We start from the raw sequence: 18,650 nt of genomic DNA, 5'->3' as shown, positions 1-18,650 counted from the left end.
GTATGGCATTTCCCAAACACCTGCGTCTGTTCGAAATGGGAGCCCGTGACGGTTTGCAGAACGAACCCGGCGCCGTGATTGATACAGCGATAAAAATTGAGCTGATTAACCGGCTCAGTGAAACCGGCCTGACCCATATTGAAGCGGCCAGCTTTGTATCACCGAAATGGGTGCCACAGATGGGCGATGCCAGTGCGGTAATGAGCGGCATCACACGTAAACCCGGCGTTACCTACTCGGCACTGACCCCCAACCTGAAAGGGCTTGAGGGTGCCATTGCCGCGGGAGCTGATGAGGTGGCGGTATTTGGTGCGGCCTCAGAAGCCTTTACACAAAAGAATATCAACTGTTCTATCAGCGAGAGCCTGGAACGTTTTGCGCCAGTCATTGAGCTGGCGCAAGCTAACAATATCCGGGTACGCGGTTATGTTTCCACCGTCATGGGCTGTCCCTATGAGGGCGAGATTGACCCGGCGCAGGTGGCAGCGGTCAGCCGTGAGTTGCTGGATATGGGCTGCTATGAGATATCGCTGGGCGACACCATTGGCGTCGGCACTCCGATGAAAGCGAAGCGGATGCTGGAGGCGGTGAGTAAGCAAGTACCCGTCGCTAAGCTCGCCGCCCATTTTCACGACACCTACGGTCAGGCCCTGGCTAATCTGTATGCAGTCGTGGAGGAAGGTATCGCGGTCATCGATGCATCCGTTGCGGGTCTGGGGGGTTGCCCTTACGCCAAAGGCGCTTCCGGCAACGTGGCAACGGAAGACGTCCTGTACATGCTGAATGGTCTGGGTATCGAAACCGGTGTCGATCTGAACAAACTGGCCCAAACCGGCCACTGGATCACCGAACAACTGGGTCGCACCAGTGGTTCTAAAGTGGCTCTGGCCATCGGCTGTAAGTAAATACGAAAGGTACGATGCAGGGGTGAATTGTTATCTTAATACTTTCCTCTTGAAAGAAAGTAGGGGTTTACCCTAATATAGGATACATATTCAGCGTCAAGGTTATGAACCTCTGCTTATCGGCTCTGACGGACAAAAATAATATGGAGTACTACAATGTCTCAACCTGATCATATTACCGCGCTGGACCTGCACTATCCGTCGCGGGAAGAACTACCCGACGACGTTAAAAAATATTTCGATGTCTGCGATGAGAAGCTGGGAATGATCCCTAATGTGCTCAAAGCCTATAGCCAGAATCTCGCTCAGCTGGAGGTATTCTCCCGCTTCTATAATGAGATGATGTTCGGCGACAGTAACCTGACCACTCTTGAGCGGGAGATGATTGCGGTAGCCGTGTCATCTCAAAATCACTGTTTTTACTGCATCGCAGCCCACGGCGCAGCCGTCAGAAATTACTCGGGTGACCCGGCGCTGGGCGAACTGATCGCTATTAACTACCGCGCAGCTGAACTGTCACAACGTCATCGGGCGATGCTGGACTTCGCCGTCAAAATGACCGTATCACCCGACTGTATCGAAGAAAGTGACCGCCAGGCGCTTCGCGATGCCGATTTCAGCGACCGGGATATCTGGGATATCGCTAACATAGCAGGATTCTACAACATGACTAACCGGGTAGCAGGTGCGGTGGATATGCAACCAAACCCTGAATACCACTCACAGGCCCGCTAACTGACAGACAGAGAGCGATGCCAGAACAAAACTGAGATAAGCAGGTGTCGGACTGATCCGACTGATTGACACACCGGCACCTTACAACCCTCAACGTATAAAAATAATGAAGGGATGAAGCAATGAGCAATAATGCACAACCCAGTTATACCAGTGGCACCAGCAACACTCCCCTGCTGGGCATGACGATCGGCGATAAATTTGATGATATCTGCGCCACTTACCCTGATAATGATGCGCTGATCGTTCACTATCAGGATATTCGCTGGACCTACGCCGAACTAAAAGAAAAAGTTGAGCAATGTGCCCGGGCCCTGCTGGCCGTGGGCGTTCAGCCCGGAGACCGCATCGGTATGTGGTCTCCCAACACAGCCCAGTGGACAATAACCCAGTTTGCCACGGCAAAGGTTGGCGCCATTCTGGTGAATATCAACCCGGCCTACCGCCTGCATGAGCTGGAATATGCACTGAATCAGTCCGGCACTAAGTTTCTGGTCACCGCAGACAGTTTCAAATCATCCAACTACACAGCGATGCTTCTGGAGCTGGCACCGGAACTGAACAGCTGCGAAATCGGCCAGCTCAGATCAGCCAAGCTGAAAACCCTGGAATGCATTATCAATCTGTCAGATGAACAGCATCCGGGGATGTGGCGCTGGAACGCCTTTGTCAAACAAGCCGACAAAGTTGACCTGCAGCAGGTTAAAGATATTCAGGCAACGCTGCAGTTTGATGACCCAATCAATATTCAATACACCTCCGGCACCACCGGTTTCCCGAAAGGGGCGACCCTGAGTCACCATAATATTCTGAATAACGGTTTCTTTGTCGCCGAAAGTCAGAGTTTTACCGATCAGGACCGGCTGGTTATACCGGTGCCGCTGTACCACTGTTTCGGCATGGTAATGGGCAACCTGGGCTGCATGACTCATGGTGCAACCATGATCTACCCAACCGAAGGCTTTGAGCCGAAAGCGGTGCTGGAAGCGGTAGAGATGGAGAAAGCCACCGCGCTGTACGGTGTACCGACGATGTTTATTGCCGAACTGGAACATCCGGACTTCGATAACTACGACCTTTCCAGCCTGCGCACCGGTATTATGGCGGGCTCAATCTGCCCGGCCGAGGTGATGAAAGCGGTCAACTCCAAAATGCATATGCAAGAGGTGCAGATCGCTTACGGCATGACTGAGACCAGCCCGGTCTCCACCCAGACCCGGGCGGATGACCCGTTTGAGAAACAGGTCACCACCGTTGGCCGCACTCAACCACATCTGGAAAGCAAAATTATTGACCCGCTCACTGGACGGATATTACCCCGGGGCGAGATCGGCGAACTGTGCACCCGCGGTTACAGTGTAATGATCAAATACTGGAACAACGAAGACGGCACCAAAGGCGCTATCGACGAGCAGCACTGGATGCATACCGGCGATCTGGCGACGATGGATGACGAGGGCTATATCCAGATCGTTGGCCGGATCAAAGATATGGTGATCCGTGGCGGCGAGAACGTCTATCCGAAGGAGATCGAAGAGTTTCTCTACACCCACCCGAATATCATCGATGTTCAGGTCACCGGAGTGCCGGACAAAAAGTACGGCGAGGAACTGATCGCCTGGGTGAAACTCTCGGCCGACTCAGAAAGTGTTACCGAGGAACAGCTCAGAGATTTCTGTAAGGGTCAGATCACCCACTTCAAGATCCCGCGCTACTTTAAGTTTGTCGACGAATTTCCGATGACCGTGACAGGTAAGATTCAGAAATTCAAGATGCGCGAAATCTCGATCAAAGAACTGGGGCTGGATGATATCTGACGGGCCGTTTACACGCTAAAATCACAGGGGCTCAGCGCGGGTTAACTTCAGGTTATAAGCTTGAGGTTAAAAAATAGCTGAGCCCTTTTTTGTTTAACCCTTTGGAATAAACATGGATATAGATCAGCACTATAGCGATCACATGGAAGAAACCGGCCTGCTGGCGCAACTTCGGCAACGTTATCCCGAAGGCCCGACTCTCTATCAGCTGGCACCCATAGATCAGCTGCATATCGGCGGTATCAAAGCCTCCGAAAAGCTACTGCAACAACTGGATCTGATCCAACCCAAGCGCATTCTGGAAATCGGCAGCGGAGCGGGTGGACTGATGCGAATGATCAGCAACCGCTGCAGTGCTGAGATCGTCGGCATTGATATCACCCACCGATTTAATGCCCTGAACAGCGCGCTCACTCAACTGACCCATCTACCGGCATCGCTTATTATTACCGGCGACGCCCAGCAACTCCCCTTTGCAAGCAACAGCTTTGACTGCATTATCTTCCAGCATAGTTTACTCAATATTCCGCATACTGACCGCTGTCTGCAGGAGTGTCTGAGAGTACTGGATAATGAGGGTTCGCTACTGCTGCACGAAGTACTCGAGGGAGCCAACCCGGAACGGATGCATTACCCTGTACCCTGGGCACGATCAGCCACACAATCACATATTCTGACCTTTGCGCAGTTAACCGATGTTCTGCAACAGAATGGCTTTGAGCTGAACACTGCAGAGAACTGGTCAGAAGCCGCACTGCAATGGCGTCAGCGACAGGCCTCTAAAGAACATTCCGGTAAAAATACGGTATCAGTTTCTCCCCTGCAGATTTTCGGTGACAGCTTCCGTCAGATGGGCGTAAATGTTATCGCCAACCTCAATGAGGGCGCGGTAGAGGTCTGGCAACTGAGTTGTATCGCAAAGGCATAATCACTGCCATTCTATCCGCCTTTCCTGTATCCTTCGCGCTCGTCATTTTGACAATCCTGTTTATAGAGAGAGTGCATGAAATTTACTGATCTGGGCCTGTCGGCACCGATACTTGATGCCGTTACCGATAAAGGTTACGAGACCCCTTCCCCGATTCAGGCTCAGGCGATTCCGGCCGTGCTGGAGGGCAAGGATCTGATGGCCGCCGCCCAGACCGGCACCGGTAAAACCGCCGGTTTTACTCTGCCTCTTCTGGAACTGCTAAGCCGTGGTGAACGTGCCCAGGGCAATCAGATCCGCGCACTGATTCTGACCCCGACCCGGGAACTGGCTGCTCAGGTTGCTGAAAGCGTCAGGGACTATGGTAAGCATCTGCCGCTGCGCTCAGCAGTCGTCTTTGGCGGTGTCAGCATTAACCCGCAGATGATGCAGCTGCGCAAAGGTGTCGATATCCTTATCGCCACACCGGGCCGTCTGATGGATCTTTATAATCAGAACGCGGTTAAATTTAACAAAGTTGAAGTACTGGTACTGGATGAAGCGGACCGGATGCTGGATATGGGCTTTATCCACGACATCAAAAAGATCATCAACCTGCTGCCTAAACAGCGCCAGAACCTGATGTTCTCAGCCACTTTTTCTGACTCGATCCGCAACCTGGCCAAAGGGCTGGTCAACGACCCGATCGAAATCTCCGTCACTCCACGCAACACCACTGCCACTAAAGTAAAACAGTGGATCTGCCCGGTTGATAAGAAACAGAAGTCTGCGCTATTCAGTGCCCTGCTGGAAGAACACCAATGGCATCAGGTACTGGTATTTACCCGCACTAAACGGGGCGCAAACCAGCTATGCAAACACCTGGATAGCGGTGGCGTGAATGCTGCAGCCATTCACGGCAACAAAAGTCAGGGCGCCCGCACCAAAGCACTGTTAGAGTTCAAGCAGGGCAAGGTACAGGTATTAGTAGCGACCGATATTGCCGCGCGCGGTCTGGATATCGACCAGTTGCCACAGGTTGTCAACTTTGATCTGCCCAATGTCCCGGAAGACTATGTTCACCGGATCGGTCGTACCGGTCGTGCCGGTGCCAGCGGTCAGGCGATCTCACTGGTCAGTGCCGATGAATTTGATCAGCTGTCCGATATCGAGCATCTGATTGGCCGGATACTTGACCGGGAAGAGGTGCTGGGTTTCCAGCCGCTGCACAACCTGCCCGAATCCAGTCTGAACAGCCGTAAGCGCAAGCCGAACAAGCCTAAACGCGCCAAGCCCCAGAGTGAGCACAAGGATGGGCAGCGCTCGGCTGATGTTGCCCGGGGCCACAAACCGACAGGTAAAAACAAGCGCCACCGCGCCAGCGGCGGAAACCGTCAGGAGCCCGCTTCAACTGCAGGCAAACCCGCTCAGCGGAAACCGGCACCGGCTAAAGCCGCACAAGGCAGCGCCTCAGGCAACAGCCAGCAACCGGCGAACCGTGGTGGTCGATCCACCAGCGGCGGAAACAGCCCCGCAAAGCCAGGCAATCGTCGTCCGGCTCGCGGTAAACCTGGCATATCCCGCGGTTAACGTTTCCCACGATTAAATTCGCCATTCTCAACCGCTACCCGGGTGGAAATCGTCACCTTTTCAGGTAAAGTGCTATCCTCATCCAGAAACTGATATGAGCAGGTAGCACTATGCGTTTTCTTTTCATCGGTGCCGGTGGAATCGGTTGCTATTACGGCGCCAGACTTCAGCTTCAGGGCCATCAGGTATGCTACCTGGCCCGGGGCGAGCACCTTCAGGCGCTGCAGCAGAACGGGCTGCAGGTGACGCATCCTGACCTCAGCTTTAACCAAGCCGTCGACGCTGTCGATATTGATACGCTGCAAAACCATTACCGGTGCGCTGATTTCGACCTTATTCTGCTGACACTCAAAGCGGGCGCCACCGCCCCGATCCTGCAACAGCTAAATACCTGGCTAAAAGCCGCTGAAGTGCCGGTTTTATCCCTGCAAAACGGTGTCGATAACGAGCCATTGATCGAACAGACGCTGGGGCGCTCTCGTACCCTGGGAGGACTGGCAGTGAGAATCGGTGGTCATATCATCGCCCCGGGCAGGATTGAGGCCACAGGCCCCGCTCAGGTGATGATGGGTAGCTGGCCAAACCATAACAGTGAGCAGATTTTCAGCCCTGCGGCATTAGAGCCATTTGCAGAGGCACTGAATCAGTCGGGTATCCCTGCCCGGCTCAGTGCGGATATCCGTCACGAACTGTGGCGCAAACTGCTGATCAATAATGGCGTAAATCCGCTTTCCGCTTTAACCGGACTGGACACCCGTACACTGACATCACACCCGGTCTACGGTAAAACCGTATACCGCATGATGCAGGAGGTCGCCGCAGTATCCAAAGCGGATGATGTGGCACTCAGTCAGCAGGATGTAGATGAGATGTTTGAGCTGATCAGCAGTTTTGACGCCATCAAAACATCGATGCTGGTCGACAAAGAGAAGGGACGACCACTGGAACTGAACGGCATCAGCGGTGCCGTGATACAGCGCGCGGTCCAGCTCAACATCGAGGTACCCAATACCGAGCTTGTGCATGCATTGCTGCAACAGCAGGAATAACCCTCTTTTTATTCAATACCTTTAAATCTCTTAAAATAGTGACAAACAGGAATACCGAATGGATCTTCAGCATTTTATTGAGCAACTTGATAGCAATAGTGGTTTTGATTTTGAAGACACGATGGCCATTATTACAGCTCACTATGACTACACTCCAACCCGCTTTACCAACGGCGATCTGGTCAATGACGCAGGAACCAATGAGGGCTCCTGTAAAATCTTTGCTTTCGCCCAGATAAATCAGCTGTCAGAACAACAGACCCTTAACTGCTTTGGTCGTTTCTACCGTCAGGATGTACTAGAGAAGCCTCAGGGTAGTGACCACGGTAACATCCGTAACTTTATGCTGCATGGCTGGTCAGGAATCAACTTCGGACAAGCCGCATTAACAGCGAAAAGCCTGACCTGAAACCGGCCGGACAGCCTGTCATCTGCTTCAGACACCTGCCCAGTCACTCTAGTCGCACAGTTAAGACTAAATTAAGACTTTTTCCTATATTCACACAGCGACAACATGAGGATACTGGCCTCCGTTGGATCGACGCTCTTCACGGATTTGAAGAACAGCCTGGAGGACACGGAAGTATAAACGCGACAAGGAGATTACCTACTGGCAGGACGCTGACGGGTATTTCGCAATAAGTTTCCATGGATGGGAAGCCTCTTCCGGGATTACGAAGAGGTTACAGTACTGACCTGCTTTAACACAGGCTGGCAAAAGCAAGAACAGTTAAAAGAAGAGCTCAGGGACAACCTGTAGCTCTTTTTTTATGCCTGCGGAATGAATCGCTTCGGTTTCAGATCACCGAACTGATCATCTTGATCGCCAACCCTAACAACAAGACTGCAAATACTTTTTTCAGCACCGGCACTGGCAGCCGGTGAGCAACATGAGCTCCGACAGGCGCCATAAAATAGCTCATCAGCGAGATCAGAGCCACACCGGGCAGATAGATAAAACCAAACACATAATCGATCTGCATATCCGCAGATAAGCCATTCACAAGATAGCCAAGTGACCCTGCAACGGAGATAGGTAAACCGATTGCGGCAGAAGTGCCGATCGCTTTCTTAACATCGATATTGTGCCAGCTCAGATAAGGCACCGTCAGAGTACCGCCGCCGATGGAAACCAGTGCCGAGATGCTGCCTATCACACCACCCGCGGCAAACAGACCCGGAGTTCCGGGAAGGTTCCGGGAAGGCTTTGGCTTGATATTCATAAACATCTGAATGGATGCATAAACCAGGAAGCACGCAAAAAATATCCCAAGCGTTGCAGAGCTCAGAACCGAAGCCAGAAACGTCGCCAGAAAAGCACCGGCAACAATACCGGGCGCGATCAGCCTGACCACCGGCCACAACACTCCGCCTTTTTTATGATGGGCACGCATACTGGAGATTGAGGTAATCACAATCGAGGCCATGGAGGTGCCCAGCGCCAGATGTACCACCTGCTCCTGAGGAATACCCTGCCAGATAAACAGGGATGTCAGTACCGGCACCATCACCAGACCTCCACCGATGCCTAACAGGCCCGCGAGAAAACCAACCACGGTTCCCAGCATAATAAACGCGATAATCAGAGTAATATCCATTTCCTAATCCATATAAAATAAAAAACCGCGACTATTGTCGCGGTTTTTCAGGATATAACAAGTAGCAGATCAGGCCAGCTTATCGTCAGCCACTTTATAATCCGGGTCTTCTTCCCGGTTGATCTCAACCGCACTTTCCGCTTTCTCAAGCAGTCGAATACACTCATTACTCAGATGACGAATATGGATATCAATACCCGCCTTCTCATATCGTTCCACCAATGAATCGATTACTTCAACACCGGAATGATCCATCACCCGGCAGTTAGCAAAATCGATAATCACCTCCTGAGGATCAAACTTAGGGGTGAAATTATCCCGGAATGCCTGTACTGAGCCAAAGAATAGCGGGCCATGGGGTCTGTAAACCTTGAGAAAGCCGTTCTGCTCAATACTGGTATCAATCCGCATATGCTTGGCATGCTTCCAGGCAAACACCAGAGCAGACACAATAACACCCACAATAACCGCAATCGCCAGATCGGTGAGCACAGTCACCACCGTTACGGTGACCACCACAATGGCATCCGAGGGTGGAATCTTACGCATCAGGTTGATACTGGCCCATTCGAAGGTGCCGATCACCACAATAAACATAACTCCGACCAGTGCCGCCACTGGAATCATCTCGATCCAGCTGGAACCGACCAGAATGAAAAGCAACAGGAACAGCGCAGCAGAGATACCTGACGCCCGACCGGTACCACCAGAGCTGATATTAATCATGCTCTGACCGATCATGGCACAGCCACCCATGCCGCCGAAGAAGCCGGTCGCCACATTAGCAACTCCCTGCCCCACACACTCTTTATTACCACGACCACGGGTTTCCGTGATTTCATCAATTAACGTCAGTGTCAGCAGTGATTCAATCAGTCCTATCGCTGCCAGAATTAATGCGTAAGGTACGATAATCTTCAGTGTTTCGAGGTTGATATCCACCATCGGAATATGAAACTGTGGCAGACCACCGGCGATGCTTGCAGCAGGATTACCGGTCATATCAATCAGAACGTCCTGTACACTGCGGGCTGAATCAATATCCAGACCGATAACGATTCCGGTCACCACCAGAATAGCCACCAGCGTCGACGGAACAGCATTCGTTAACTTAGGCAGATAATGGATAATCGCCATCGTCAGTACAACCAGTCCCAGCATGACTCCCAGCTGCGCCCCCTGCATCCAGTCCAGCACGCCATCGGCATCTGCAACCTGAAATTGCTTCATCTGCGCCAGAAAAATAACAATCGCCAGACCATTTACAAACCCCAGCATCACCGGGTGAGGCACCATACGGATAAATTTACCCAGGCGAAAAGTACCCGCGAGAATCTGAAATATTCCCATCAGAACCACCGTGGCAAACAGATATTCAATACCATGTTGTGCCACCAGGCTGACCATCACCACCGCCAGCGCACCGGTTGCACCGGAGATCATACCTGGGCGACCACCAATCGTAGCGGTAATCAGACCCACCATAAAAGCGGCATAAAGACCGACCAGAGGCTCAACCCCGGCGACAAAGGCAAAGGCTACAGCCTCCGGCACCAGCGCCAGCGCGACGGTCAGACCGGACAACACGTCGGATTTCATGCTTTGAGAACGCTTATAAATCAATTGCAGCATACGGGGACACTTTTCCTGAAATAGAGAACTGGCGACAAAAAAGCGCGATTATAGCATTGTGCAGCCGCACAAAACAGGGTCAGGGACGGATCTGCTTTAGCAGTTTAGCCCTCAACGCAGGAAGATTGGTTGAGCCGATATCCATGGCCAACTGGCGGACAGGTTCTGAAACATGGGCCTGATAATGGTTCTGTAACTGGGACAGGTTTCGCCAGGCCGGCGGCAGCTTATCCAGATGGCTAAGCATCCCTCCTTCGAGGTCACGGGCAATATATCGAACTGAACCGATTCCGGATAACAGCAGACGCGCCAGACACATCGGACAGGGCTCCAGAGTAACCAGCATTGTCAGCTGCTCAGGCGGATAAGGTATCTGCTGTTCTTCTAACTGATCAATCAGCAACATCTCAGCATGAGCACTGCTGTGGTAGGCCCGCTCACTCTGACCCCTGTCATTACGGCCTGAGCTGAAAACCCGGTTCTCTGACTGCGCCACCACCTCCCCCTGCGGATCAGTCAGAATCGCGGCAACGCCGTAATTTCCCTGCTCCAGCGCATCCAGCGCCAGACGGCAGCAATGGAGACCATGAGAGTCGTCGCGATAATCCGGATCGGGACGCAGCTGATCGATACGCCGTATAAAGGCTGCGGTATCAACACCCGTTGCGGCGGGGTTTGCTTTATCAGTATTGTCCATCAGAAACCTTATCCCCCGCCGGTTAAATCATTCAAGTAGCTTTAACTGTACCGCCATCTGCTGGTTCTTTGGTTTGAGCCGATAACCAACACCAATCAACCGTACTGTTTTCTTGCCCCGCTCCCAGGCTTCCCGACACAGGTGCTGGTAAAGCGCCAATGGACACTCCGTCCCACTCTGCTCCACCGTTGTCTGACTAAAGTCTGAAAACTTCAGCTTAATCACACCTCCGGCTATCTCCCGCTGATCCGTATATTTCAAAAAACGCGACTCAAGTTCACTCAGCATAGTCGGCAGTTGCTCCAGACAACTTGCCAGATCCGGCAGATCCGCCGGGAAAGTGTGCTCCACGCTGATCGATTTACGCTCCCTGCTGGTTCTGACCGGCCGATCATCCTCTCCCCTGCTCAGCTCATAGAGCCGCTTACCAAAACGGCCAAAGCGGTCTACCAGCTGTGCCATACTAAACGTCCGCAGATCGGCACAGGTATCAATCCCCATCTGATGCAGCTTCGCCGTGGTAACCTTGCCGACACCGTAGATTTTACTGACCGGCAACTGCAGTACAAACGACTCCAGCTGATCCGGAGTGATCACACACAGGCCGTCGGGTTTATTCCAGTCGCTGGCGATTTTAGCAATAAACTTATTCGGCGCGACCCCTGCCGAGATAGTGATGCCAACCGTCTGCTTAACCCGCTGTCGAATCTCCTCTGCGATCAGGGTGGCACTGCCGCCCTTTATCGTGGTGCCGGTCACATCAAGATAGGCTTCATCCAGCGACAGTGGCTCAATTTGATCAGTATAGTCCTCATAGATCGCCATAATGGCAGCCGAAGCCTGGCGATACTTTTCCATATTCCCCGGAATCACTTTCAGGCCCGGACACAGTTTAAGCGCCTGAGCCGTCGCCATGGCGGAGTGGATACCAAATTTTCGCGCCGAATAGTTACAGGTAGAGATCACCCCACGGCGATCAGAGGAGCCACCAATGGCCAGCGGTATGTCTCTGAGCGAGGGGTCATCCCGCATCTCGACTGCAGCAAAGAAGCAATCACAGTCGCAATGGATTATTTTTCGTTGAAGTGTCTCTGTCACTGCCAGGCCCGGATTAACGCTGAGGGTGATTGCGTTTATTCTAAGCCTACTACGAAATACTGTATAAAAAAACAGTTAATTGAATTCCAGCGTACTCTTCACATCATCAATATTCTGACGCAACCAGTCGGGATTGATCGCCCCCCAGTGATCGATAACATAATAGCCATCGTTATTACGCCGGCCGTCCTGTTTGAAATAGATGTTAACCCCCATACCGGGAATCGCTTTGATCACATCCTGAATGGTACGACGCGGCCAGCCTGTTTTCGCCATTAAAACAGGTACGCTGGGACGCTCAACAGTGGTAATAAGATGAGAGATAAGAAGCCGACGGGCAAATGTCGTGTTCAGACTTTCCATAAAAACGCCTATTCCCTTAGATGCACTTGAACCTTAAAATTCCTAACCGCTAACTTAGAAGATTATAGTGTTTAGCGTCAAGCTGAAAACCTAAAAAGATCAATCTGAATAACACTAATCCCCATTCTGGTCAGCTAGTTCTCGAAAAAACATAAAAACACCTCTAAGATAAAACTCATATATAACCGGTTCACTCTTTAGCAGAGTACATTTAGCAGAGCAGATTCATATGGACACAGACCAGACCACACAAAAATCTGAGCATGATGAGCTATATACTGAGAAACGATCGGGTACTGATCGTCGCAAAAGGAAAGATCGCAGGGACATGATTCGTTTTGAAACGTGCCGGCGTAAAAACCATGGCCGACGCAAAGAGGATAAAGATCCCTGGAAAGATTCACTTGAATTAGATTGATCTCTCCTTCTACTCACACACAAAAGCACCTGTAACCAGATCGTCACCTTTCTGCCAACCTACTGTCATTAAAATCACATAAATTCAACATGTGAACAGTAACAGGAAAGGTCAGACACAGTGGTCAACGTCGAACAGGTCATCACCGAAAAATACCCCACTTTTGCCTCTAAGCCATCGATCATCCGAAACACAGCGCTATTTATGCTGCGTCGTTTGTTTCATGAGCAGGAGGTCAACGCATTTCTTGAGGATAACAATAACTACCAGGGGTTTGAGTTTATTGATCAGGTGCTGGACTACTTCAATTTCACTTACAGCCTGTCCAATAAAGACCTGATGAACATCCCCTCCAGCGGCCGGGTTCTGATCATCGCGAATCATCCTCTGGGCGCTCTTGATGGTCTGGCACTGCTAAAAATGATTGGCGAGATCCGTAAGGATGTACGCATTGTTGCCAACGACATGCTGTCATCCTTTTCACAGCTGAGCCCTTTGCTGCTACCCGTTGATAACCTGAACCGGGCGACCCGCAAGCAGGATATTGCCAATATCAATAACGCGCTACATAACGAAGAAGCGGTCATCGTCTTCCCCGCAGGTGAGGTTTCCCGGGCCGGTGCAACCGGCATCAAAGACAGTAACTGGAATCAGGGCTTCCTGCACTTTGCCAAAAAAACTAACAGCCCGATCCTGCCAGTTTTCATTGGCGGGAAAAACTCCTCTCTGTTCTACACCATCTCCGGCATCAACCGTACACTGGCAGCACTGTTACTGCCCCGGGAGATGTTTAATAAACATTCCATGAACCTGAAGTTTAAAATCGGTGAACCGATACCCTATAGCCAGCTGGATAAACTACCGGTTTCAGGGCCTGAAAAATGCAAGATGGTACGCAAACACCTGTATCGCCTGGCCAGAGACAAAAACCCGCTATTCAAAACTGAGAAAACCATTGCCCGCCCTCAGGATCGAAAAGCACTGAAACAAGAGCTCAAGAAGTCAGAACTGCTGGGGGAAACCGCCGATGGTAAGCGAATCTACCTGTTTGACTATCAGGCAGATTCTGCAGTGATGCGTGAAGTTGGCCGGCTTCGGGAGGTCTCATTCCGCTGCGTGGGTGAAGGTACCGGTGAAAAGCTCGATCTCGATCGCTATGACTCTCACTATCGCCACCTGATTCTCTGGGATGAGGAGGAGCTGGAGATCGTCGGTGCCTACCGTCTGGCGGAAGCCTGGAAGATGAATAACAACGAAGATGATCAGCTATACAGCTCGACACTGTTCAATTACAGCCCGGCGATGCAACAATTTTTTGAACAGGGAATCGAACTGGGCCGCAGTTTTGTGCAACCAAAATACTGGGGCAAGCGCAGCCTTGATTATCTCTGGTATGGCATTGGCGCCTACCTTAAACGTCATCCGGAAGTCCGCTATATGTTCGGTCCGGTAAGCCTGAGCAATAGCTATCCACAACACGCTAAGGACCTGCTGGTCTATTTTTACCGACTCTACTTCCCGGACAGAGATGAACTGGGAAAATCATTCACTCCCTATGCTCTTAAACCAGAGACCATCACAGATCTGCAACAACTGTTTTGTGGTTCCGACTATAAAGAGGATTTCAAAATATTGAAGCAGCAGATGGATTTTCTCAACTGCGCTGTGCCCACCCTGTACAAGCAGTATGCTGATGTCTGTGAAGAGGGAGGGGTTCGCTTCCTTGATTTCGGCGTAGATGCTGACTTTAACTTCTGTGTTGATGGACTGGTTCTGGTGGATATGAACTACCTGAAAGCGAAAAAACGGGCCCGCTATATCGGCCTATTGAACTAAGCAATTTAGTTTTCGATACAACAAGGGGCTGCAAGGCCCCTTTTTTTCTGCCAGACTTTGAAAAGAAGCCACCTCGGTTCTAACAAAAAAACATCAGGTCTGAAACTATATGAGAGATAAACACCCCGTCAGTACGGTATCCAGTAATCAGGAGATCGAAGAATTCCTGAAACAGGCACAGCAACTCACTGCACCTGCCCCTGGTGACGCCCGGCTGATCTTTTCTCTGGATGCTACCGCAAGCCGTGAAAGAACCTGGGATCATGCCTGCCACCTTCAAAGCGAAATGTTTTTGCAAACCCGGGAGCTGGGAAAACTTTCCGTACAGCTCTGCCACTATGGCGGTCTGAACCAGTTCAGTGCCAGCGAATGGCTGCAGGATACCAACAGCCTGCTGAACCGTATGAATAGCGTTAAGTGTCTCGGCGGGCATACCCAGATAGCCCGCCTGCTGGAACACAGCCTGAAACAAACCCGGCAACACCCGGTTCAGGCAATCATATTTATCGGTGATTGTGTTGAAGAGCCCGTTGATTTTCTCTGTCAGTTGGCAGGCAAGCTGGGGATCCACTCGACTCCTCTGTTTATTTTTCAGGAGGGACATGACATTACCGCCGCCCATGCATTCAAACAGATGGCCAAACTATCGGGCGGGGCCTATTGCCGTTTCGATAATAGCAGCGCTGCCACCCTGAAAGCCTTACTCAGTGCGGTGGCTGTATATGCAACCGGAGGGCGGCGGGCGCTGCTCGAATATGCAAAAAAGGGGAATCCGGATATTCTGAAACTCACCCATCAGCTTAAATAGTAAGGATCAACCTCTTGAACCCAATCGTTCTAATACTGCTCGGATTAATTGTGCTGGGCTGGATTCTCTGGCTGCGCCGCAAATCACCTGCGGATCAGCGCAAAGCCAACATAATGCTACTCATAGGGGTGTTAGCGGCGGCGATCCTCTATCTGCTGGTGACGGGCAAACTCAATCTGATCGGTGCATTGCTGGCTATTTCACTGCCGTTTGCGCGGCGACTTATTCCCCTGTTGCCATTTGTGGCAAAACTCTTTCAACATTACCAGAATAAGCAGCACGGCAGAGGTAATACATCTGAAGTGAACAGCCGTATCCTGAAGATGCAACTGGATCATGACACCAGCGCTCTCGAGGGTGAGGTGATTGAAGGCCCCCTGCAAGGACGACAACTGTCCAGCCTCAGTGAATCAGAGTTTATCGAACTGCTGAACTACTGTCGTAAAACCGATGAGCAGTCAGCGCGCTTACTGGAGACCTATCTGGATAAGCGGTTTGGCGATAGCTGGCGCAAAGATGACACAAAAGGCCAGGAGAGTGGTAATTCAGAACTCTCAGACACCGAAAAAGCATATCAGATTCTGGGGCTTGAACCTGGAGCATCAAAAAAACAGGTCATTGAGGCGCATCGCCGACTGATGCAAAAAATGCATCCCGACCGGGGCGGCAGCGACTATCTGGCAGCAGAGATAAACCAGGCTAAAGACCTTCTGCTGAAAAAGCTGTCATAAGCCTTTATTACCGGTTAATCCCGGGGCTGATCAGCTTCATGAACGTTAATTTCATTCAGCAACTCATCATCGATGTCCGCGGCCTGAACCCGTGAGTCTGCCAGCACCGACGTTGTCATCCCTGATGGTGCCTGCAGTTGCGGCACCGCTGAAGCAGCGTCGGCTACAGGCGATTGTGTTAACGAGCGCGGCGCTTTCCCGCCGGTTGGAAGGTTCGTCAGCAACTGACCGCCACTCAACCCGGATGGCCTCCATAGTTTAAAAGCAGCGCCGTAGCTGACCAGATGCTCAGAGCCGGTTTGCAATACCAGCCGACCATCAGACTCCCGTGTGAATAACATCAGGTACTCCTGCTGCTCGGCATCGCGCATACTGAAAATCAGCTTACCCGATTGAAGATATTGCCAGCGGCCACGCTCCGCCACTGTCTTGCCTCTGGCGTCACGGGTCACCATCTGAACCCGCTGTCCGGAAGAAAGTTTAAACATCACCTGTGATCCGCCATCAGGCTGATACCAGTAAAAACCGTTTATCTCACTGCTGACCGGATGCCCTTTTCTGGCACACCCCTGATAAAGCCGACCGAATAAACTCATCTCAGCGGTAAAAGGTAATAGCGTACCGGTTTTGGAATCGACGCAGCGCGTTTGGATAATTTTGATCTGCAGCGGACTCTTAGCCGACGCTGTTTCCCGGTATAGCGCAACCACTGCCGAATCAGAGCCTCCGCCTGAACGATCAGTGTCCTCTGCGTCACCATTCGTTGCAGTCGCTAATTGACTTGACGGATCATTGGCTTTTTCTGATTCGTTTACCGTATGGAAACGATAACTACCGGGAGGATTTACACTTTTTACAATCACCTGGTCTGCCATGATGTCGGCCACCCAGATAGGATCACTACTCGCGGCCCTGTACTGAAGCCCTTCGAGACGGAAGTTACAGGTCTGCGCTGTACCACCGACGGTATCGACAGCGTGTACCCGGAGTTTATTACTCTGCTGCGGATTAATCTCCCCCTGCAACTGAACATAAAGCTCTTCATTGCTGAGCATGGAAAACTGACGATAGTAACCAGTCAGCTCCTGCTGCTGAGTATTATCCTCTACCTGCCACCAGAGCCTTTCATAACAAGGCTGAAACCACAGATCTCCTGCCCGTTCGACGATAACCCCGGCGAGCGACTGTAACGAAACCGGCGCCGATAAAGGCTGCGGCTTTTCTACCGCACACCCGGCGAGTATCATAAAAACAGCTATAGAAAGGGTATTTCGGATCATCAGCGTAGCAATTCATCGATAAATAAAAGAGCCCTAGCATACTCTGCAACGGCTCTCTCTAAAAGCATGACGGGCACTGAACTATAGGTTTAAACTCTGTTAAAATAACGATCTCTTTCAGACACTCAGGAATAGCGCTTAATGAAACTCGCACGGTTTCTTCATTCTGGAAAAGAACAGCTGGGTATAGTTAAAGAGCAACAGATAATCCCCATACCGGTCGCCGATTTTTCAGACTCTATGCCCGACCTGCTGTGCCGCCTGGATGAGCTAAAACCCAGACTGGAACAACTTGAAAACAACATACAAGAATCCCTGAATCTGGATCAGGTCGTCCTGCTTGCGCCTATTCCTCAACCGGAAAAATTTATCGGCGTGGGTCTCAACTATGCTGACCATGTTGCAGAAACCGGCCTTGAAACACCGGAGTTTCCTACTCTGTTCAATAAACAGTCCAGCTGCGTCACCGATCCGGGCGCTCCCATCTACCGGCCCAACATTTCTGATAAGCTGGATTATGAAGGCGAGCTGGCACTGGTGATAGGGCAATACTGCCGTAACGTTAGTGAAGCGGATGCACCCCGGGCCATTGCCGGATACACCATCGTCAACGATGTCTCCGTCCGGGACTGGCAGATCAAATCGCCTACCTGGACACTGGGAAAGTCATTTGACAGCCACGGCCCTATGGGCCCCTGGATTGTGACATCAGATAGCCTGGATCCTCACAATCTGGAGCTGAGAACCTGGTTGAATGATGAACTGCGCCAACACTCCAACACCCGTAACCTGATCTTCGACTGCTATCAACTGGTCGCCACACTGTCATCCGTCTGCACCCTTAAACCCGGGGATGTGATCGCCACAGGAACCTGTAGCGGAGTGGGTGTCAAAATGAAACCAAGAGGTTATATGAAACCCGGCGACCAGGTCACCATAGAGATTGAAGGGATCGGCCGATTAACTAACCCGGTTCGACAGGAACCAGAGCGCAATAGCTTTATTAGTAAACACCCCCTGTCTTAAATTCATAACCACATAAGCTATTGTTTTATATGCAATTTATAAACTTAAGCCTTTTCAGAGTCTCTTTTAAGAGACAATATTTCAAAGTTAGTTCATACTATAGTTAGCTAAATAGGTGGCAGAATAAAACTAACTTATTGTTTTATAATGATTTTTAGTT

General features: G+C 51.2%; 18 protein-coding genes. 12 read left to right on the top strand and 6 right to left on the bottom strand.

The window, feature by feature from the left end; translation table 11 throughout:
- Positions 1–2 precede the first annotated feature (2 nt).
- The 7 genes from KDX31_06260 (at position 3) to KDX31_06230 (ending at position 7,412) form a co-directional block, all read left to right on the top strand.
- A complete protein-coding gene (locus tag KDX31_06260; protein UTW04604.1) occupies positions 3–905 on the top strand; it encodes a hydroxymethylglutaryl-CoA lyase in 903 nt (300 codons plus the stop codon).
- A gap of 156 nt (positions 906–1,061) precedes the next feature.
- Positions 1,062–1,640, top strand: coding sequence for a peroxidase-related enzyme (locus KDX31_06255; GenBank protein UTW04603.1), 579 nt, complete (start codon positions 1,062–1,064; stop codon positions 1,638–1,640).
- Positions 1,641–1,762: 122 nt separating this feature from the next.
- Positions 1,763–3,457, top strand: coding sequence for an AMP-binding protein (locus tag KDX31_06250; GenBank protein ID UTW04602.1), 1,695 nt, complete (start codon positions 1,763–1,765; stop codon positions 3,455–3,457).
- A 112-nt stretch (positions 3,458–3,569) separates the two neighbouring features.
- The gene (locus KDX31_06245; protein ID UTW04601.1) at positions 3,570–4,385 is read left to right on the top strand and encodes a methyltransferase domain-containing protein; all 816 of its coding nucleotides are present in this window, start codon (positions 3,570–3,572) and stop codon (positions 4,383–4,385) included.
- A 75-nt stretch (positions 4,386–4,460) separates the two neighbouring features.
- Positions 4,461–5,954, top strand: a complete 1,494-nt coding sequence (locus tag KDX31_06240) for a DEAD/DEAH box helicase (protein UTW04600.1) — start codon at positions 4,461–4,463, stop codon at positions 5,952–5,954.
- A 110-nt stretch (positions 5,955–6,064) separates the two neighbouring features.
- Positions 6,065–7,003: a 2-dehydropantoate 2-reductase gene (locus KDX31_06235; GenBank protein UTW04599.1), complete on the top strand. Its 939-nt coding sequence runs from the start codon at positions 6,065–6,067 to the stop codon at positions 7,001–7,003.
- A gap of 58 nt (positions 7,004–7,061) precedes the next feature.
- The gene (locus tag KDX31_06230) at positions 7,062–7,412 is read left to right on the top strand and encodes a HopJ type III effector protein (protein UTW04598.1); all 351 of its coding nucleotides are present in this window, start codon (positions 7,062–7,064) and stop codon (positions 7,410–7,412) included.
- Positions 7,413–7,800: 388 nt separating this feature from the next.
- On the opposite strand, the gene KDX31_06225 is transcribed toward KDX31_06230, so the two are convergent.
- The 5 genes from KDX31_06225 to KDX31_06205 all read right to left on the bottom strand — a co-directional run bounded on the left by KDX31_06225 (position 7,801) and on the right by KDX31_06205 (position 12,391).
- On the bottom strand, positions 7,801–8,601 hold the full coding sequence (locus KDX31_06225; GenBank protein UTW04597.1) for a sulfite exporter TauE/SafE family protein: 801 nt from the start codon (positions 8,599–8,601) through the stop codon (positions 7,801–7,803).
- 69 nt (positions 8,602–8,670) lie between these two features.
- Positions 8,671–10,233 carry a SulP family inorganic anion transporter gene (locus KDX31_06220; protein ID UTW04596.1) on the bottom strand — a complete coding sequence of 521 codons (1,563 nt, stop codon included), beginning with the start codon at positions 10,231–10,233 and terminating at the stop codon, positions 8,671–8,673.
- 79 nt (positions 10,234–10,312) lie between these two features.
- Complete coding sequence (locus KDX31_06215) at positions 10,313–10,930, bottom strand: nucleoside deaminase (GenBank protein UTW04595.1); 618 nt, start codon at positions 10,928–10,930, stop codon at positions 10,313–10,315.
- Positions 10,931–10,957: 27 nt separating this feature from the next.
- A complete protein-coding gene (gene dinB, locus KDX31_06210) occupies positions 10,958–12,028 on the bottom strand; it encodes a DNA polymerase IV (GenBank protein ID UTW04594.1) in 1,071 nt (356 codons plus the stop codon).
- Between the two features lie 75 nt (positions 12,029–12,103).
- Positions 12,104–12,391, bottom strand: a complete 288-nt coding sequence (locus KDX31_06205; protein ID UTW04593.1) for a helix-turn-helix domain-containing protein — start codon at positions 12,389–12,391, stop codon at positions 12,104–12,106.
- A 229-nt stretch (positions 12,392–12,620) separates the two neighbouring features.
- Here KDX31_06205 and KDX31_06200 point away from each other — a divergent pair, with 229 nt between their 5' ends.
- The 4 genes from KDX31_06200 to KDX31_06185 all read left to right on the top strand — a co-directional run bounded on the left by KDX31_06200 (position 12,621) and on the right by KDX31_06185 (position 16,184).
- Complete coding sequence (locus tag KDX31_06200) at positions 12,621–12,809, top strand: hypothetical protein (GenBank protein ID UTW04592.1); 189 nt, start codon at positions 12,621–12,623, stop codon at positions 12,807–12,809.
- A 120-nt stretch (positions 12,810–12,929) separates the two neighbouring features.
- Positions 12,930–14,645: a lysophospholipid acyltransferase family protein gene (locus KDX31_06195; protein ID UTW04591.1), complete on the top strand. Its 1,716-nt coding sequence runs from the start codon at positions 12,930–12,932 to the stop codon at positions 14,643–14,645.
- Positions 14,646–14,754: 109 nt separating this feature from the next.
- Positions 14,755–15,453, top strand: a complete 699-nt coding sequence (locus KDX31_06190; GenBank protein ID UTW04590.1) for a VWA domain-containing protein — start codon at positions 14,755–14,757, stop codon at positions 15,451–15,453.
- 14 nt (positions 15,454–15,467) lie between these two features.
- Positions 15,468–16,184 (top strand): DnaJ domain-containing protein, encoded by a 717-nt coding sequence (locus KDX31_06185; GenBank protein UTW04589.1) that lies wholly within the window; start codon positions 15,468–15,470, stop codon positions 16,182–16,184.
- Positions 16,185–16,198: 14 nt separating this feature from the next.
- On the opposite strand, the gene KDX31_06180 is transcribed toward KDX31_06185, so the two are convergent.
- The gene (locus KDX31_06180; GenBank protein ID UTW04588.1) at positions 16,199–17,464 is read right to left on the bottom strand and encodes a hypothetical protein; all 1,266 of its coding nucleotides are present in this window, start codon (positions 17,462–17,464) and stop codon (positions 16,199–16,201) included.
- Positions 17,465–17,605: 141 nt separating this feature from the next.
- On the opposite strand from KDX31_06180, the gene KDX31_06175 reads away from it, so the two are divergent.
- Positions 17,606–18,490: a fumarylacetoacetate hydrolase family protein gene (locus KDX31_06175; protein ID UTW04587.1), complete on the top strand. Its 885-nt coding sequence runs from the start codon at positions 17,606–17,608 to the stop codon at positions 18,488–18,490.
- Positions 18,491–18,650: the final 160 nt, after the last annotated feature.

Origin of the sequence: Amphritea atlantica (assembly GCA_024397875.1) — a bacterium.
Taxonomy (GTDB): Bacteria; Pseudomonadota; Gammaproteobacteria; order Pseudomonadales; family Balneatricaceae; genus Amphritea; species Amphritea atlantica_B.
The sequence above is the reverse complement of the archived record's forward strand: the minus strand, read 5'-3'. Positions and strand labels throughout refer to the sequence as shown.

Bases quoted from the DNA above. Each gene is read 5' to 3' on its own strand.
- KDX31_06260 (UTW04604.1), top strand. From the start codon at position 3: ATGGCATTTCCCAAACACCTGCGTCTGTTCGAAATGGGAGCCCGTGAC.
- KDX31_06255 (UTW04603.1), top strand. From the start codon at position 1,062: ATGTCTCAACCTGATCATATTACCGCGCTGGACCTGCACTATCCGTCG.
- KDX31_06250 (UTW04602.1), top strand. From the start codon at position 1,763: ATGAGCAATAATGCACAACCCAGTTATACCAGTGGCACCAGCAACACT.
- KDX31_06245 (UTW04601.1), top strand. From the start codon at position 3,570: ATGGATATAGATCAGCACTATAGCGATCACATGGAAGAAACCGGCCTG.
- KDX31_06240 (UTW04600.1), top strand. From the start codon at position 4,461: ATGAAATTTACTGATCTGGGCCTGTCGGCACCGATACTTGATGCCGTT.
- KDX31_06235 (UTW04599.1), top strand. From the start codon at position 6,065: ATGCGTTTTCTTTTCATCGGTGCCGGTGGAATCGGTTGCTATTACGGC.
- KDX31_06230 (UTW04598.1), top strand. From the start codon at position 7,062: ATGGATCTTCAGCATTTTATTGAGCAACTTGATAGCAATAGTGGTTTT.
- KDX31_06225 (UTW04597.1), bottom strand. From the start codon at position 8,601: ATGGATATTACTCTGATTATCGCGTTTATTATGCTGGGAACCGTGGTT.
- KDX31_06220 (UTW04596.1), bottom strand. From the start codon at position 10,233: ATGCTGCAATTGATTTATAAGCGTTCTCAAAGCATGAAATCCGACGTG.
- KDX31_06215 (UTW04595.1), bottom strand. From the start codon at position 10,930: ATGGACAATACTGATAAAGCAAACCCCGCCGCAACGGGTGTTGATACC.
- KDX31_06205 (UTW04593.1), bottom strand. From the start codon at position 12,391: ATGGAAAGTCTGAACACGACATTTGCCCGTCGGCTTCTTATCTCTCAT.
- KDX31_06200 (UTW04592.1), top strand. From the start codon at position 12,621: ATGGACACAGACCAGACCACACAAAAATCTGAGCATGATGAGCTATAT.
- KDX31_06190 (UTW04590.1), top strand. From the start codon at position 14,755: ATGAGAGATAAACACCCCGTCAGTACGGTATCCAGTAATCAGGAGATC.
- KDX31_06180 (UTW04588.1), bottom strand. From the start codon at position 17,464: ATGATCCGAAATACCCTTTCTATAGCTGTTTTTATGATACTCGCCGGG.
- KDX31_06175 (UTW04587.1), top strand. From the start codon at position 17,606: ATGAAACTCGCACGGTTTCTTCATTCTGGAAAAGAACAGCTGGGTATA.